Here is a 16,546-nt window from a genome sequence, read left to right on the forward strand (position 1 = left end):
GCCCCCATGCTTTGTTACGTTTTTTGTAATACATTTATTTAGTATAGCACAGACTGGCCAATTATCCAAAGGGTATCGCAATTACAATTAAAAGGTGATAAAATATAGTATGCGTATTTCTATAAACCAAATCAAGGAGGGTTATAAATGAGAGTACTTTTTGAGGCTGGAGTGGTGAAAGAAGTAGAGTCAGTAGAGGTTAAGCCTTTGGACTTTGGGGATGGACAGATTTCAGGAACTCAGATAGATTTTTCGCTTGTTAGTGGTGATAAGATCAAGTACATTTATAGCCAGAACGTGCCGATAGAAGAGTCTGGACAAAAGGCAATTGATTTTGTGACCAGATTATATCAGGATGGAAAGGCTGATTTTACTCATGAACCTGTAGAGCTTCTGTAAAACATGCACTTATAAAGGAAACTAGTAATACGATATATAAAAAGAGAAATAATAAAGGCTCTATGCACTTATTTGCATAGAGCCTTTAACTTTGCTGTTCGTCCATTGTTTTCTCCATTTTTGAACAATAGATCATCTCTTGCCAAGACAACCCTGGTTTTTGAGTTCTATCAGTAAATCAAAAACAACCCCCAATGGTAATCCAGTAATATGGGCTACTTTCTCTGGATCTGGATAGTATTCATCTTCACAATCCTTTCTGATGCAGTCCATTACTTCCATTTTGGCATCCAATGTAGCTGTCATACACTCGTTTCCTCCTTTCGTAAATTGTGTAAAGATTTAAGGCTAGTATCTATGTGCCTTTCTATTATTATATCGTATTTTTGCACTAAAAGTTAAGCTTTTTGGCACAAAATTTATAAAAATTCCCTAAAATTTAAGGGCTTTGAAGGTTTGGAATCCTCAAAGCCCTTTATATATCGCACTTAAAAGTATCGTGGTTTATGAAACGCTTAATTCTGCTGCATATCTTTTAACTTATTAGCCTGCTGGAAGATATCTCCAAGGATGACCTTGAAATCATCAAACTTGGATGCAGCTTCTTCGGAGGCGTTGGCACCTTCGTTAGAAAGGGAAGCAACTTCCTGGCTTGTTGCAGACAGATTTGAAATACTGTCGTTAATTTCTGTGGTTGAGCTTGCAATTGATTTCATTCCTTCGCCAATTTCTGCAAAGCGGGATAGCATCTCTGAAACATTATCGTTAATGCTGTCAAAGTTTTCGCCAACGGATTCAATCATCTCATTCTGTTCTGAAACAGAAGCTACTGTATCGTCAATACTTGCCATTGCCTTTTGAACGTCTTCGTTAAGCTCATTGATGATGCTTGTGATCTCATTTGAAGCGGTATTTGTTTCTTCTGCAAGTTCACGGACATCATTAGCAACGACAGCAAAGCCTTTTCCTGCTTCACCAGCTCTTGCGGCCTCGATACTTGCGTTAAGTGCAAGGAGGTTTGTCTGCTTTGAAATAGACATGATAGATCCGACAATCTTGGTTACTTCTGCAACCTTGTTTATTACGGCCTGAGTGGCTTCAACAGTAACCTGGCTCTGCTGAGCAACATTGTGAGATTTTTCCTTTAATTCGCCGATGACCTTAACACCATCCTGAACTGCTGTCTGAGCACTTTCTGATGCCTTAGTCATATCTTTTCTATGCTGCTCTGTTGTAGCTGTTTCTTCCTGTATCTGCTGAACTCTCTGAGCCTGAGAAGTAATGGCTTGAGCTGTGCTCTCCATACTACTTGCTATATCCTTCATGCCGGAACGCTGAGCTTCTATGATATTTTGAAGGTCAACCATGTTCTGCTGAGAGTTGTTGAACAGGTCTGTAATTGTATTTGCTATATCAGCCATGTTGTTACTGGTTTCAAGGCTTTTTTCTGCGTCTTTGGTGATCCTGTCATTATTTTCATCATTGAACTTACATAGAAGCGAAACAGTAGTGATAGTAGCTACAAATGCAAGGCCAAGAGTTATAAATGCAGGAACGTGGTCGAGATCTAAAGCTCCAGCACTGATATAGGATTTTAAGCAGGTGATAAAGAAGGAAACTATAATTACTGACATTCCTGCCTTACACAATCTTGAATTCAGATAGATGATACTTATGATCAGGATTGGCAATCCAAAGGCAAAATAAATAAGATTTGTCTCTGCAATAAGAAGCACAAAATAGAAAATTGTAGCCCCGCCCATTATAAGGATTGATCCCATTTTTACGGTTGAAAACTTAAAGTTTCCAAAGCATGTCAGGATAAAGCCTACAACTGCGGCAACTATAAGAATATTGCTGGAAGCAGAAAATCCTGCTTGAACTCCCTTCCATATTGTTAGGGCAACTCCGCATATGAGAATCGCACAGGTGGCAACAAAGCTTGCGTTATTGGCTCTACGATACTGTTCAGCGTTCATAATATATATTCCTTTCATTTTAATGAATAGACTAAAACGACTCATATTGATTTTATCACGTATATATACAAAATAACGACATATAAGGTCTTAAAAAATGATAAAAAACATATAAACTATTTGCATTGTGATTGTTTGGTAAAGCGGCATAAGCTCTTTATTTATTCTTAATTTAACTTAATATTTTTTTTAGAACAAATATATATAAGCTTGGGGTAAAATAATAGTGGATTTAATTAACGTAAAAACGTTAGCAATATTCTTAAAACAGTAAAGGGGTGCAACTGATGAAAAAACTTAGCCTTAAGACAAAAATGCTTCTATGTATTCTTCCGGTAATGGCTATAGCCATGATCATCCTGACCTACATAGCAGCACAGGAACTGTCTACAAACATGCAGGAAACTAATACCAGCAATATGTTTAGCCAGGTTCAGGATTCTGCAACTGCTGTAGAAGCAAAATTGCAGATCATAAGGACAACAGCAGTAAACATATCTGATTCTGTATCATCATCCTATAAGTCAATGGATATGAACAGCTATGGTGCGATGTTGAGCAAGATTATATCTAACAATGACTCTATTCTAGGCGCTGGCCTATGGTTTGAGCCAAATGTTTATAATCAGGAAGAAAAATATGTTGGACCATATTGGTTTAAGGATGGCGACAAGATTTCAGAAACCTGGGACTACAGTAATGCTGAATATGATTACTTCAACCAGGAGTATTATCTTAATGCAAAAGCTCTTGCTAATGGAGCAACCGCCATCACAGATCCATATTATGATCCTACATCAGGACTTGTAATGAGTACCTGCTCAGCGCCAATCTATGACAATGGCGTGTATATTGGCTGCGTTACAGTTGATATGGAGCTTTCAAATGTTCAGGCTCTTGTTTCTTCTATTAAGGTAGGATCAACAGGAAGAGCAATGCTTTTGGCTTCAACTGGTGTATATATTCATTGCGATGACCCTAGCAAGGTAGAAAGTGGTTTGAATATTGTTGACGATGAGAATAAAGAACTGGCAGGACTAGGTTCAAATATAGTTGCTAATGCAAGTGAGACTCCTGGTATGGGAGCGTTCATGGAAAATGGTGTAAGGATCATTGCAGCCTATATGAATATTCCTGATGTTAACTGGAAGATGATCATCAGAATGGATATTACAGAGCTTGAAGCTCCTGTTAAAAAGGCTACTACAGTGCTTACTACTATAATGGTAATTGCTCTTGTAGTGAGTGCAGTTATCATTATGATATTCGTAATGAGCATTTCAAAGAGTATTAATAACGTTAAGCAGTTTGCAAGTGTGCTTGCCAGCGGCGACTTTACTGTTGATAAGATAAATAATAAGAGAGGCGATGAGCTTGGAGCAATGAGCGAATCCCTCAATAACATGTATGAGAGTAACAAGGATGTCATAACCAAGATTTCAGATGGATCTGTAAAGGTTACAGAGACATCCACAGGCCTTGCTAGTATGGCCAATGAACTTTCTGATCAGTTTAACAGCATTCAGGGCAATATTTCAGGTGTTAATGATGCTATGATGTCATCTGGTGCTGCAACAGAGCAGGTTAATGCTTCTGTAGAAGAGGTAAATGCTTCTGTTCACCAGCTTGCTGCTGAGACTGAAAAGACCAGTGCTGATGCTGCTGATATCAAGGCAAGGGCAAAGGGTATTGAAAAAGAAAGTGCGGAAGCTCACGACTATGCTATTTCAATTGCAGAGCAAAGAGAAGCTGACCTTGAGGAAGCCAATGAGAAGGCTAAGGTAGTAGACCAGATTGGTACTCTTGCTGATACAATTGCAGAGATTGCTGATCAGATCAATCTTTTGTCTCTTAATGCAAGTATCGAGGCTGCAAGAGCTGGAGATGCCGGCAAGGGCTTTGCAGTAGTTGCTTCTGAGATCAATAAGCTTGCAAGCAGCACATCAGAGGCTGTAGAGCAGATCAGAGAGACAATCGATGGTGTTCAGGAAGCTTTCAGTACTTTGTCAAATTCTTCTGGAGAGCTTCTTACATTTATCAAAGAGACAGTTACTCCTGATTATGACAAGTTCGTAGGTCTTGCCAAGCAGTATGGTGATGACGCAGGTTCCTTCGGAGATTCCTCAGAGAACATTGCTCAGATGGTTGAGAACATCAGAGCATCAATGGAAGAGGTTAGTAAGGCAATCCAGAACATTGCAGAATCAACCCAGGATACAGCAGATCTTTCCAGCAGAGTTAATGATTCTGTAATGGCTGCAGCTGACGTAGTATCTAATGTAAATGAGATGACTAACAAGCAGGAGCAGGTTGCAGGAACTCTCGAAGAAATCGTTGGAAAATTCAAACTCAAATAAACCCACCAATCCCACCGGGCCGCGGACTCCTCCGCGGCCCATTTTGTTGCCACATCCTCCCTCTACTCAATCATCCCCTCCGCCACGCCACAGGTGAAGCGGGGGGTCGCTCATTCAGAAAGTTTTTTTCGTCGGATCCAGTTCGGATATTCATGGACTCCTGACAGGTGCATAAGAATTCTACGGTTCAAAACTCGCGCCAGGGCAGCGCTTGCGAGGCGTCCAGTTTCCTATGCGAGTCTTATCTGGAAAATGCAATTTTCTAATGTTTCCACAGCAGTTTTTCCCGCGCGTGCGAAGCGTTGTCTGAAGCAGGACGGAGCTAATTATCTTAAAAAAAGAAAATGCCATTTGGCGCTTGCGCCATAAAGAAATGAGGAATCAACTTCTCCAAGCTAGCTTGAGAGGATTGATTCCTCATTTCTTGTAACGCCCGCTCTGCGGGCTATGGCATTTTCTGTTGTAATATTGCTCACCGTCCTGCAAGTTTACGCTGCAGCATGCGCATTAAAAGAAAAACTGCGGAAACATCTAAGAAAATCTGCATTTGTCAGTGACGAGCACTACGGGAACTGGCGTGAGTAAAAAGCTGCCTCTTGGCGCTCGGACATGTTGAACCGAAGCAGAATTCTTATGCACTGTCAGGAGCCTCATGAATTATTCCTCCTATACACAGACGAAAAAAACTTCCATGAATATCGCTTCCCGCTTTCCCGGTGGGGCGGAGGGTGTACTTCGGTGATTGGAGGTGGTAAGAAAATGGGCGGAGGGAAACTTCACTATAGGTGCGGAGTTTTGAGAGATGTGGTATTATGAATATGAGATTAGTCAGAAAATATCTGATTTTCTGACGAGGGAGTTCTTTAAATTTCTTATGATCAAGATAGGGGGATATAATATGGCTCAAAACGAGATGCTAGCTATGATCCTGGCGGGTGGCCGTGGTAGCAGACTTAAAGATCTGACCACTAAAGTGGCTAAACCTGCAGTATATTATGGCGGCAAATATCGAATCATTGATTTTCCACTTAGTAATTGTGCAAATAGCGGTATTGATACAGTAGGAGTATTGACTCAGTATGAGTCTGTACTTCTTAACAGCTATGTTGCTCAGGATGGTAGATGGGGACTGGATTCCAAGGATAGTGGAGTTTATGTTCTCACACCAAGAGAGAAGGCTGACGAGGGTCTTGATGTTTACAGAGGAACAGCTGATGCTATTTCTCAGAACATCGATTTTATAGATAATTACAATCCTGAATACCTTCTGATTCTTTCAGGTGACCATATCTACAAGATGAATTATGCCAAGATGCTTGCTTACCACAAGAAGATGGGAGCTGATGCAACAATAGCAGTTCGTGGAGTACCTATGAAGGAAGCCAGCAGATTCGGTATCATGAATACAGACGGTAATGGACGTATCGTTGAATTTGAAGAAAAGCCTGCAAAGCCAAAGAGCAATCTTGCTTCCATGGGAATTTATATCTTTAGCTGGAAACTTATGAGAAAGATGCTGGTTGAGGATATGAAGAATCCAAATTCTGACCACGATTTTGGTAAGGACATTATTCCAAAGATGCTTGCAGATAGGAGAAATCTTTTTGCTTATGAGTTTTGCGGTTACTGGAAGGATGTGGGAACAATAGATTCCCTTTGGGAAGCTAACATGGATCTTCTTGATCCCAAGAACGAGCTAAACTTAAACGATTCCTCCTGGCTTATTTATACAGAGGATGTCTCAACTCTGCCACAGTATATCGGCAAGGATGCCAAGGTTAAAAGGGCCTACATCACTCAGGGTGTCAGAGTAGAAGGTACTGTTACTAATTCAGTTCTTTTCACTGGTTCTGTTGTTGGAAAGGGCGCCAGGGTAACGGATAGTGTACTGATGCCGGGGGCAGTTGTTGAGGATGGTGCAACAGTCACAAGGGCGCTGGTTGCAGAAAATGTCAGAATTGCCAAAAAGGCAAAGGTTGGCTCAAGGGGAAGCGAAGAGATCACCCTTGTAGCTAAAAATGTGAAGGGAGGTACAAAATAATGGCAGCTTATAAAGCATTTGGAATTGTATCCTCCGCAGACAACAGCATACATGTAGAGGGACTTCATGATTACAGACCAATTGGATCTTTTTCATTCCTTGGACGATTCAGAGTTATAGATTTCCCTCTTTCAAATATGAGTAATAGTGGCATGGACAGGATTCAGGTTTATGTTCGTTCACGCCCAAGATCAATTGCTGAGCATATTGGTTCAGGAAGACATTACAATATCAACTCAAAACGTGGTAAGGTGCAGCTTCTCTTTTCACAGGACAGCAATGTTCATTCAATCTATAACAATGACATATGCGCTTACAGCGAGAATTTGGACATAATAGAGAGAATGCATCAGGATTACGTGATCATTGCTCCTAGCTATATGGTTTACAAGCAGGATTACTGCGAACTTTTAAATGAGCACATTTCTTCAGGTGCAGATGTGACAATGCTCTATCACAAGGTTGATAATGCAAAAGAGTATTTCCAGAACTGCAAAACTGTAAACATTAACAGACAAAAAGGTATTCTGTCCATTGAAAAGAACCTTGGAACAGCCAAGGAAAAAAATATCAGCATGGATACCTACTGCATGAGTAAGGAAACCTTTATAAGTCTTATAAATGCAGCAAGAGAGATGTCATCTATTTACACACTCTCAGATATCATCAATATTAAGTGCGGAGATCTTGATATAAGAGGCTATCAGCACAAGGGATATTTTGCTTCACTCCTTAGTTTGTCTGATTATTACAGAGCATCTTTGGAACTTCTTGATTACAACATAGCAAGCGAATTGTTCAGACCTGAGTGGCCAATCTACACAAGGACTACAGACTCTTGCCCAACCCAGTACTACGACACCTCTAAGGTTGTCAATTCCTTTGTTTCAAATGGTTGTCTTATTGAAGGAACTGTGGAGAACTCAGTTATAGGCCGTGGCGTTGTAATAAAGAAGGGGGCAGTCGTTAAAAACTCTATTATCCTTGCCTATGCAGATATCGAGGAGGGAGTTCACGTAGAAAATGCCATCGTAGATAAATGGGCTAAGATAATACATGTAAAGGATATCCGCGGAACCGCAGAGCATCCTCAGTACATTAAACGTAGAGATACATTGTAAAAGAATAATACTTTTTGAAGTGGATTTCCCAAGTGGAGATCCACTTCTCTTTTTTCATGAACTCTTTTGATGCACCTTAAAATGCGCTGGTCCAAACATGAAATAAACGGAATTTAATAAAAATATAATATATTTAATTGTGCACATTTGATAGAATATAGGTGAATGGGAATTTGTCTTTTCCATGCAGAAAGGAGCTGTTAATGTTAGCAACACTAATTCCTCTATTTGATGGCAACATGTCTGTCTGTGCATATTCTGTTTTTGGCCGCAAGGAGAATCATTTCCTTAACCCTTCTCTAGAGGGAGGCGCCAGGTATGACGGTGCAGGAACAGTGCATGAGCTTGAAGTTGTCAGCAGCATGGGTGTTGGAACTTTATCAGGTGGCAAAGAGGTATTTGTGCCAATAAATCAGTTCTCAATATTTGCGGAGATTTCCCTTCAATGTACAGTTCCTGCCAATAAAGTTGTTCTTCTTATGGACAATACCATTTCAGCTGATGAACAGCATGTAAGAAGAATAAAGGAATTAAAGTCACAAGGCTACAAGCTGGCTATGAGAAAGCTCCCTATCACAAGCTTTGAACCATATAGAGAGGTGCTGAGCTTGTGTGATTATATTCTTCTTAATCATGCCAAGATAGATATCACCAAAGCCAAGATCTATTTTAGCAATGTATATCCAAATATTAAGCTCTGTGCTGTAAATGTAGATACCAAGGAAGAATATGAGGAACTTATAAAGGATGGTGGATATGACCTGTACGAGGGTAGTTTTTTCAGAATGCCTGTAAAGGAGTCTGAGACAGATGTAAGTCCTCTTAAGGTTAATTATATTGAGCTTTTAAATGTTGTTAACGCTCCTGATTTTGATCTTCAGGATGCTGCTGATGTTATTGGAAAAGACCCTGCTCTTGTAATTTCTCTTTTGGAAATGGTCAATAGGATGTCTTTAAATTCTGAGATCACGTCTATCAGGCATGCGGCAGCAATGCTGGGACAAAAAGAGCTAAAGAGATGGATAAACACAGCAGTCACCAAGGAACTCTGCGCAGACAGACCTTCTGAGATTACAAGGCTTGTTATGATAAGAGCCAAGTTTGCAGAGAACCTTGCTCCGTTATTTGAACTTGCAGTTTCATCTCAGGAACTTTTTATCATGGGACTTTTTTCTGCTCTTGACATCATGCTTGGGAAGACTATGGAAGAAGCCCTTGATATGGTACAGGTTTCAACGCATGTTAAGAATGCAATACTTCACAACGAAGGTGAGTATGCAAAGGTGCTTAATTTTATCATGAGATATGAAGATGCGGATTGGACCGAGGTTTCAAGACTCATGGTGCTTGGTAATATTGACATGGATAAGGTGTACGAAGCGTATCTTAGCTCCCTTAAGTGGTATCGTGATCTTTTTCCTCATAAGTAATATTTCGGGGTAAATTTATGCTGGATGTTAAGGGAATAGGCAGCATAACTTTCAACCTTGCTGCAGTTATAATCAGCATTACCTGTGTATTCTACACACTAATAATGAAGAGCAGACGTAAAAACAGAAGTATGCTCTTTGTATCTATATGTTCTGTTGTAGCACTTGATGCCATAATGGGAATTTTGGGCGAGATAGTGCTGGTCTCCTTTTTTTCAGATTCAGTTAAATTACCGCTGCTTATAGCCTTCAACTTTGTGTACTATCTTACTCATTTTGCACTGGCTCCAATGCTTGCTCTTTATATTATTTTTGTGTGCAATGTTCAGTACAGATTTACAAGGTTTGCCAGAGGGTTAGTAAGTATTCCTTTTGTTTTTCTGGAACTAATGGTTATTATTTCTCCAATCTTTAACTGGGTCTTTTACTATGACGAGAATCTTGTGCTCCATAGAAATGCCGGAGTCTACGTGGCTTATGCCATAAGTGCTTTTTATATTCTTTTTGCCATGACGGCACTCTTTATTTACTGGAATGATCTTAGCAGGTCGAAAAGAATTGCTTTCCTTTATTTTTCTATGCTGGTTATCATTGGAACTCTTATTCAAATGTTCATTATTGAGATAAGGTCTGAGCTTATGGCCGAAGCAATAGGGTTCATGGGCTTTATGATGATGCTTGAAAATGATGACGACAGGATAGACACTTCAACGAGAGTGTATAACAGGAATGCTTTTATAAGGGATGTGACTGGATATTTTAAGTATAAGAGGAATTTTTATACAATCTGTATCAGAATAACCAATGCTGATATATACAGGAAAATGACTGGATTTGAGGAGTATGAAAATGTCCTTAGAATGCTGATAGAGTATCTGGTTAACATTGGAGACAGGAATGATGTCTATAGGATAAGTTCTGATGATTTCTATTTATTATGTCCTGACATAGATAAGGGAAAAGCTGACGAGATAGCTGCTAATATATTTCGGAGATTTCAGGAAGAGTGGAAGATAGATGACAAAGAGGTACTATTAAAGGCTACGACATTTATGGCCTATTCTCCAGATCAGTTTGGGAATGTGGATTATCTTTTACTTCTGGCTGAAAGCACCATAGATAAGGAATTTGACCATGTACTCTCTGGCCACGAGCTTGATTTTATCTTAAGACGAGCAGATGTTGAAAATGCAGTGCGAAGGGGCCTGGAGGAAGGAAATTTCAGGGTGTACTTTAACCCTATCTATACCAAGGAAGAAAGGGCAATCTGCGCAGCAGAGGCTTATGTTCAGCTAAGGGACAAGCAACTTGGCCATGTTCACAGGGACGAATTTATTCCAGTAGCAGTACAGACAGGAATGATCGAAAAGCTTGGATGGTTCATCATTGATCAGGTTTTCTATTTTCTTGGCGGCGGTATTGTTGAGGAGATGGGAATAGATTTTATAAGTATCAACCTTAATTCTGTTCAGATAATCAAGCCGGACTTTGCAGAGAGAGTGCAGCAGATGTGGGAAAAATATGGTGCATCTCCTTCGAAAATTGTTTTTAACATTTCAGAAACCGCTGCAGAAGCGGATCGAAACGTCCTTATAGGTGTAATGCAGAAACTTAGCGGCTTTGGCGTCAGATTCTTTCTTGATGAATATGGAACTGGCTTTTTTAACATGCAATCTTCAATTTCCATGGTTTTTGAAGGCGCCAATATTGATGCAAGATTTGTAGAGAATGCAGCTGTGAACCCTCAGAGTAAGATCATTTTGGACAACAGACTTAAGATGATCGCACAGATGGGGAAAAAGATAGTTCTTTCAAACGTTGATAGCCAGGAATGCTTTGATGCTATAAATGGCATAAAGGCAGATTATATACAGGGCACTTATTTTTCACCTCCAGCTAGTAAGAATGAATTTATAACAATCCTGAAAGCTACAGAAATGGCCAGGATGGAGGAGAGAAGAGCAAGGGCGGCAAATGAAGCCAAGAGTAATTTCCTTGCAAATATGTCCCATGAGATCAGAACTCCTATCAATGCTGTTCTTGGCATGAATGAAGTTATCTTAAGGGAATGTCAGGATGAGAAAATACTTGAATATGCCAGAAATATTGAAGGTGCTGGTAAAACTCTTTTGTCTCTGATAAATGATATTCTGGATTTCTCCAAGATTGAAGCTGGCAGCATGGAGATAAATGAGACGGAGTATGACTTTAGCTCTGTTCTTAATGACATCTACAACATGATACATATTAAGGCAGAGCAAAAGATATTAGAGCTTGAGGTTAATGTGGATGAGAATCTGCCGGATACAATGTTTGGCGATGAGATAAGACTTAGGCAGATCATAGTCAACCTCCTTAACAATGCTGTTAAATATACCCAGAAGGGCACAGTTACCTTGACTGCCACAGGTGAGAAAACGGGTGTGGATATGATCACCCTCAAAATTGATATAACTGACACCGGAATGGGCATAAAAGAAGAGGATATTGCAACTCTGTTTGATAAGTTTAAGAGACTGGATATAGACAAGAACAGGACTGTGGAAGGAAGTGGACTTGGTCTTGCTATTACTTATTCTCTCCTTGAACTTATGGGCGGAAGCATTTCTGTGAGCAGTGAATATGGGAAGGGCTCTACTTTCTCCATCCTTTTGCCGCAGAGAATTGTTGGTGATACTAAGATTGGAGATTTCAGAAAAAGGATATCCCAAAATGCTCAGGACAGAAAACCCTATAAGGAGACCTTTACAGCTCCAGATGCCAGGATTCTTGTTGTTGATGATACACCTATGAACCACGTTGTCATCACTGAGCTTTTAAAGCCTACGAAGCTTCAGATAGAATCTGCAAGAAGTGGAGCAGAGTGCCTTGAAAAGCAGCATGAAAAGAAATATGACCTGATCTTTTTGGATTATAGAATGCCGGGGATGGATGGTACTGAGACTTTCCACGCGATAAAAGATGACAAAGAAAGTCCTAATCTTGATACCCCGATAATAGTTCTTACTGCAAATGCAATCACTGGAGCAAGGGACAACTTCCTGAGAATAGGCTTTGATGATTACCTTAGTAAGCCTATTGAGAGTGACAAGCTCGAGGCTGCGCTTATCAGATTCCTTCCCAAAGATAAGGTCGTTATAACTGTCACAGAGGAAGAAAATACAAAAGAAAATGCGTCAGAAAATACTCAGTCAGACTGGTTTGCGGCACTTTCGTTTATCGATGAGATTGATGTAAGTGTTGGACTTTCAAACTGTGGAAGTAAAGAGAGCTATCTGAACATTCTAAAAGTATTTTTTGAATCAATAGGCAATACCAGAGAAAACATAAAGAACAGTTATGAAACAGAGAACTGGAAAGATTACACAAGTTATGTTCATTCTCTAAAGAGCACCAGCAGGACTATTGGCGGAATTAGTCTGTCAAAGCTTGCTGAGAAGCTTGAAAAAGCAGGAAATGAAAATGACATAGATACAATCAGAACCTATCAGGATGAGCTTCTTGATAAGTACTATGTACTTGAAACAGGACTTGATCATATTCCTGAGATAAAAGGTCAGCATGATGAAGATAAGGAGAAAAAGCCTATTTCAGAGGCTCAGCTCAAGGATGCTTATGCAAGTATACTTGAAGTAAGTAAGGTACTTGATTATGACACACTGATGTTTATTCTGGATTCCATCAAGGAATATGAGCTTCCTTTTGATGATTCCATTGCAATGAAAAAAATCGCCGACCTGTCTTATAAACTGGATTGGGACGGTATTTCACAATTAGTAGAGAGTAGACTAAATAGTTAGGAGCAAAAACTATGCCGAACATGTTTAAGAAAATCTTGCTTGTCAGAAATGAAGAAACCTTCATGGTCAATGCCATCAAAAATCTCCTAAAGAGTAATAACTATCAGGTGGAGGATTCGACCTATTCCCTGGGGGAACTTAGTGGAAAAGTGTCAGGAGTAAACCTTGTTATCCTGTATACTGACCAGGACTTTGAAGATCACAGGGATGCAATGGTCTATTTTAAAGATGTTTCTATGGAGGAAAACCTTATCGTTATTGTGATAGGTGATAAGGCAGCTTTTGACCTGGTTCACCGCTATATTCCGCAAGAGGATATAGCTTATGAAATAACCAGGCCTCTTGATATGGCTGATCTCATGGAAAAGGTTGGAATAGTTACGGATGACGAATTTGAGCAGCAGAAGAAAAAATGCATCCTGATAGTGGATGATGACCCCACCTACATACAGATGATAAGAGAATGGCTAAAAGATATCTACAGAGTTGGAATGGCCAATTCAGGAACCCAGGCTGTTGCATGGCTGGCAACCAACAAGGCGGATCTTATTCTTCTTGATTATGATATGCCTGTTCTGGATGGACCGACAGTCCTTCAGATGCTTAGAAGCGAATCTTTTTCAAGCTCTACTCCTGTAATGTTCCTGACTGGAAAAAGCGACAGAAAGAGCGTCACTGATGTGATTGCCCTTAAGCCTGCGGATTATCTTTTGAAAAGCATCAGCAGGGATAAGCTTCTTGAGACATTAGGCAACTTTTTTAGACAAAGGAAATGATAAATGACTTTTGATCTGGCACTTATTGACAGAACTACATATAGGATAGCAGCAGCTATTATCTGCATAACCTGTCTTTTTTATTCGGCAATGATGCGCAAAAGAAATGCCTTAAGAAGCAGGCTGTTTATGATGCTTCTGGTCTTTACTCTGATAGACTGTTTTACTGAGCCTATTGCGTATCTGTTTATTTATGGGCCTTTTTCTGATGTTATTAAGTGGGTTGCCAGTTATTCCTGCCAGCTTATCTATTATTTGACGCATTTTGGTATTATTCCAATTTATGTTTTTTATATTATAGTCACTTGCGGCATTGAGTTTAAATTTAATGCCTTCAAAAGAAATATCATAAAGTTTCCATTTTATATTCTCGAAGTCATGCTTTTGCTCAATCCATTTACAGAATTTGTCTTTAAGATCATAGGCAAATATCAATATGGAAGATCCTATGGTATTTACTTAGCTTACACGTTTGCTGCAGCTTACTTTTTGTTTGGAGTATATCTTTTTATAAAAAACTGGTATGCAATAAGCAAGATAAAGAGAGTTGCTATGATATATTTTATGGCATTGGCATTTATAGGCACTGCTGTCCAAATGCTGATACCGTCTGTGAAATGTGAGCTTTTGTGCGAAGCAATAGGTCTTAGCGGCATTATGATCATGATAGAAAAGGACGATGACAAAATAGATGTCGCAACAGGAACTTACAACAGAAATGCCTTTGTTCAGGATGTTACCGCGTATTTTAAGCTAAAGAGGGAATTCAAGGCAATATGTATCAGGATAGAGAATCTTGGAATATATAGAAAGCTTTACGGTTATGAGAGCATTGGAGATCTTACAAGGCAGATAGCTACTCATCTTATGGAATATGGAAGGGAGAATACTGTATATCATACCAGAAGTGATGTCTTTTACATGCTTGTTACAGGAGCTGTTTCTGGAGAAATTGCGGGTATTACGGAGAATATAGCAAAAAGATTTGAACAGACCTGGGATAACGGCTCTGACAGTATAAAACTTGACGCTATTGTGCTTGTGGCAGATTGTCCTCAGCAGCTAAGTAATATAAATGATATTTTCCTCATGGATTCAACTACCTTGAAGGGCAATGAAAAGAAACTATTATGCGGCGAAGACCTTAATTTCCTCCTAAGGAGGATAGAAGTTGAAAAGGCAATTGGAAGAGGAATCAGTGAAAAGACTTTTAAGCTAATGTTTTCTCCTGTATATAGGAGTCAGGACTGGCGCATTAAGCTATCCCATGTGACTCTGAATCTTCATGACTCTGAGCTTGGAGAAATCCCTCCTTCAGAATTTATGGAGGTTGCAGAGGGATCTGGCTTTATAGATGAGATTCAGTACAGAACTTTGGAAGCAGTATGCAGGTTTTTGTCCAATGGTGTCGATAAATCGGACATGCAGATGGATTTTGTTCTGGTGCCTATAATGTCTGCAACTATCCTTAGAAGTGAGTTTGTTAAGAAGGTAAAAGAGATAGTTGATCACTTTGGCGTCGACCCTTCACTTATAGCATTTGTTATGAAGGAGTCCTATGCATTTTATGCAAAAGAGACTCTTTTGGAACTAATGAATGGGCTTGTTGAATATGGCATCAGGATGTATATAAGTGATTACGAAGCAGGATTTCTTGGTTTTAATACCATAGCCAGCTATGATCTTGAGGGAGTGATCGTTGAAATCAGAAGTCTGTTTGAAGCGGACAATGAAGAAAATGCCAAGATTGTTTTCTCCAACAGGATCAACATGATAAAGCAGCTTGGAAAGGTCTGCATCATAACCGGAATAGACACCAGGGAATATTATGATAAAATAAGTGAAGTTCCTATTGACTTTGCTGAAGGTGATTATTTGTCCCCTGCAATTACCAAAAATGAACTTCAGAACAAGTTCTGGCATGGAGAACACCTTTTATTTACAAAAGATGGAGTTGAGCGACTAGAGGAAGATGAAAATATTTAATGAAGTTCTTTTGATTAATACCTTGTTTTTACAGGATACATCTTCTTTTGATTTCTGGTACCAGCAAATGCCGCAGTATCGGAAGGACAAGATAGACAAGATAAAGCCTGTGGCCAGCAAGAGACAATCTCTTGGTGCCGGAATTCTTATAAAACAAGGGCTTGATGAATATGGGGTAGACGGGGAACATATTCTGACTGGTTCTAACGAAAAACCATATATCGAAAGCGCACATGGCCTGGAGTTTAATGTGTCCCATTCAGGGGATATGGCCGTATGCGCTTTTTCTGATAAATGCGTAGGAATAGACCTTGAACATACCAAAGTTTTTAATAGAAATTTAATAAATTTTGTTTACAAGCCGGAGGAGATAAAGTATATTAAATATCGTTCGAAGAATCAGAACGATGAGAATTGCCAGTATACTAAATTGTGGACTATCAAGGAGAGCATAATGAAGTATTATGGCAAGGGCTTATCTATGGATCCACGTAAGATTTTTGTTGATCTTGAGAATGGCTACAGAGTTTTTTATGACGGTGAAATTCTTGAGGACATTTTCTTCACTCAATATGAATATATGGGGTATCACATTACGGTCTGCTCGGAGTATGAGAGGTTTTCGGATGAAATAAGAATTGTTAAGGGAGAATGAGG

Annotated in this window: 11 protein-coding genes; 9 read left to right on the forward strand and 2 right to left on the reverse strand. The window is 39.5% G+C overall.

Annotated elements, in window-relative coordinates; translation table 11 throughout:
* Positions 1 to 147 precede the first annotated feature (147 nt).
* Positions 148 to 399 (forward strand): hypothetical protein, encoded by a 252-nt coding sequence (locus G631_RS0104235; protein WP_026488391.1) that lies wholly within the window; start codon positions 148 to 150, stop codon positions 397 to 399.
* 132 nt (positions 400 to 531) lie between these two features.
* Here G631_RS0104235 and G631_RS20885 read toward each other — a convergent pair whose 3' ends face one another.
* Complete coding sequence (locus G631_RS20885; RefSeq protein WP_013280440.1) at positions 532 to 705, reverse strand: hypothetical protein; 174 nt, start codon at positions 703 to 705, stop codon at positions 532 to 534.
* Between the two features lie 209 nt (positions 706 to 914).
* On the reverse strand, positions 915 to 2,378 hold the full coding sequence (locus G631_RS0104245) for a methyl-accepting chemotaxis protein (protein WP_026488392.1): 1,464 nt from the start codon (positions 2,376 to 2,378) through the stop codon (positions 915 to 917).
* Between the two features lie 287 nt (positions 2,379 to 2,665).
* Here G631_RS0104245 and G631_RS0104250 point away from each other — a divergent pair, with 287 nt between their 5' ends.
* The 8 genes from G631_RS0104250 to G631_RS0104285 all read left to right on the forward strand — a co-directional run bounded on the left by G631_RS0104250 (position 2,666) and on the right by G631_RS0104285 (position 16,544).
* Positions 2,666 to 4,735, forward strand: coding sequence for a methyl-accepting chemotaxis protein (locus G631_RS0104250; RefSeq protein ID WP_026488393.1), 2,070 nt, complete (start codon positions 2,666 to 2,668; stop codon positions 4,733 to 4,735).
* 898 nt (positions 4,736 to 5,633) lie between these two features.
* Positions 5,634 to 6,776, forward strand: coding sequence for a glucose-1-phosphate adenylyltransferase (locus G631_RS0104255; RefSeq protein ID WP_026488394.1), 1,143 nt, complete (start codon positions 5,634 to 5,636; stop codon positions 6,774 to 6,776).
* The gene (glgD, locus tag G631_RS0104260; RefSeq protein WP_035789300.1) at positions 6,776 to 7,897 is read left to right on the forward strand and encodes a glucose-1-phosphate adenylyltransferase subunit GlgD; all 1,122 of its coding nucleotides are present in this window, start codon (positions 6,776 to 6,778) and stop codon (positions 7,895 to 7,897) included. Before G631_RS0104255 ends, glgD begins: the two co-directional genes overlap by 1 nt.
* Positions 7,898 to 8,100: 203 nt before the next feature.
* Positions 8,101 to 9,327, forward strand: a complete 1,227-nt coding sequence (locus G631_RS0104265; RefSeq protein WP_026488396.1) for an EAL and HDOD domain-containing protein — start codon at positions 8,101 to 8,103, stop codon at positions 9,325 to 9,327.
* Positions 9,328 to 9,344: 17 nt separating this feature from the next.
* Entirely contained in the window at positions 9,345 to 13,127 is a 3,783-nt protein-coding gene (locus tag G631_RS19925; protein ID WP_051196821.1) for an EAL domain-containing protein, read from the forward strand.
* An 11-nt stretch (positions 13,128 to 13,138) separates the two neighbouring features.
* Positions 13,139 to 13,903 (forward strand): response regulator, encoded by a 765-nt coding sequence (locus G631_RS19930; RefSeq protein WP_051196823.1) that lies wholly within the window; start codon positions 13,139 to 13,141, stop codon positions 13,901 to 13,903.
* Positions 13,904 to 13,906: 3 nt separating this feature from the next.
* The gene (locus G631_RS0104280; RefSeq protein WP_026488397.1) at positions 13,907 to 15,889 is read left to right on the forward strand and encodes an EAL domain-containing protein; all 1,983 of its coding nucleotides are present in this window, start codon (positions 13,907 to 13,909) and stop codon (positions 15,887 to 15,889) included.
* A complete protein-coding gene (locus tag G631_RS0104285) occupies positions 15,876 to 16,544 on the forward strand; it encodes a 4'-phosphopantetheinyl transferase family protein (protein WP_026488398.1) in 669 nt (222 codons plus the stop codon). The genes G631_RS0104280 and G631_RS0104285 overlap by 14 nt, the downstream gene beginning before the upstream one ends.
* Positions 16,545 to 16,546 lie beyond the last annotated feature (2 nt).

It is taken from the genome of Butyrivibrio sp. XBB1001 (assembly GCF_000424505.1).
Lineage (GTDB): Bacteria > Bacillota > Clostridia > Lachnospirales > Lachnospiraceae > Butyrivibrio.

Excerpts from the sequence above, each read along its gene's own strand:
- G631_RS0104235 (WP_026488391.1), top strand. The coding sequence starts at position 148 with ATGAGAGTACTTTTTGAGGCTGGAGTGGTGAAAGAAGTAGAGTCAGTA.
- G631_RS20885 (WP_013280440.1), bottom strand. The coding sequence starts at position 705 with ATGACAGCTACATTGGATGCCAAAATGGAAGTAATGGACTGCATCAGA.
- G631_RS0104255 (WP_026488394.1), top strand. The coding sequence starts at position 5,634 with ATGGCTCAAAACGAGATGCTAGCTATGATCCTGGCGGGTGGCCGTGGT.
- G631_RS0104265 (WP_026488396.1), top strand. The coding sequence starts at position 8,101 with ATGTTAGCAACACTAATTCCTCTATTTGATGGCAACATGTCTGTCTGT.
- G631_RS19925 (WP_051196821.1), top strand. The coding sequence starts at position 9,345 with ATGCTGGATGTTAAGGGAATAGGCAGCATAACTTTCAACCTTGCTGCA.
- glgD (WP_035789300.1), top strand. The coding sequence starts at position 6,776 with ATGGCAGCTTATAAAGCATTTGGAATTGTATCCTCCGCAGACAACAGC.
- G631_RS0104285 (WP_026488398.1), top strand. The coding sequence starts at position 15,876 with ATGAAAATATTTAATGAAGTTCTTTTGATTAATACCTTGTTTTTACAG.
- G631_RS0104250 (WP_026488393.1), top strand. The coding sequence starts at position 2,666 with ATGAAAAAACTTAGCCTTAAGACAAAAATGCTTCTATGTATTCTTCCG.
- G631_RS0104280 (WP_026488397.1), top strand. The coding sequence starts at position 13,907 with ATGACTTTTGATCTGGCACTTATTGACAGAACTACATATAGGATAGCA.
- G631_RS19930 (WP_051196823.1), top strand. The coding sequence starts at position 13,139 with ATGCCGAACATGTTTAAGAAAATCTTGCTTGTCAGAAATGAAGAAACC.
- G631_RS0104245 (WP_026488392.1), bottom strand. The coding sequence starts at position 2,378 with ATGAACGCTGAACAGTATCGTAGAGCCAATAACGCAAGCTTTGTTGCC.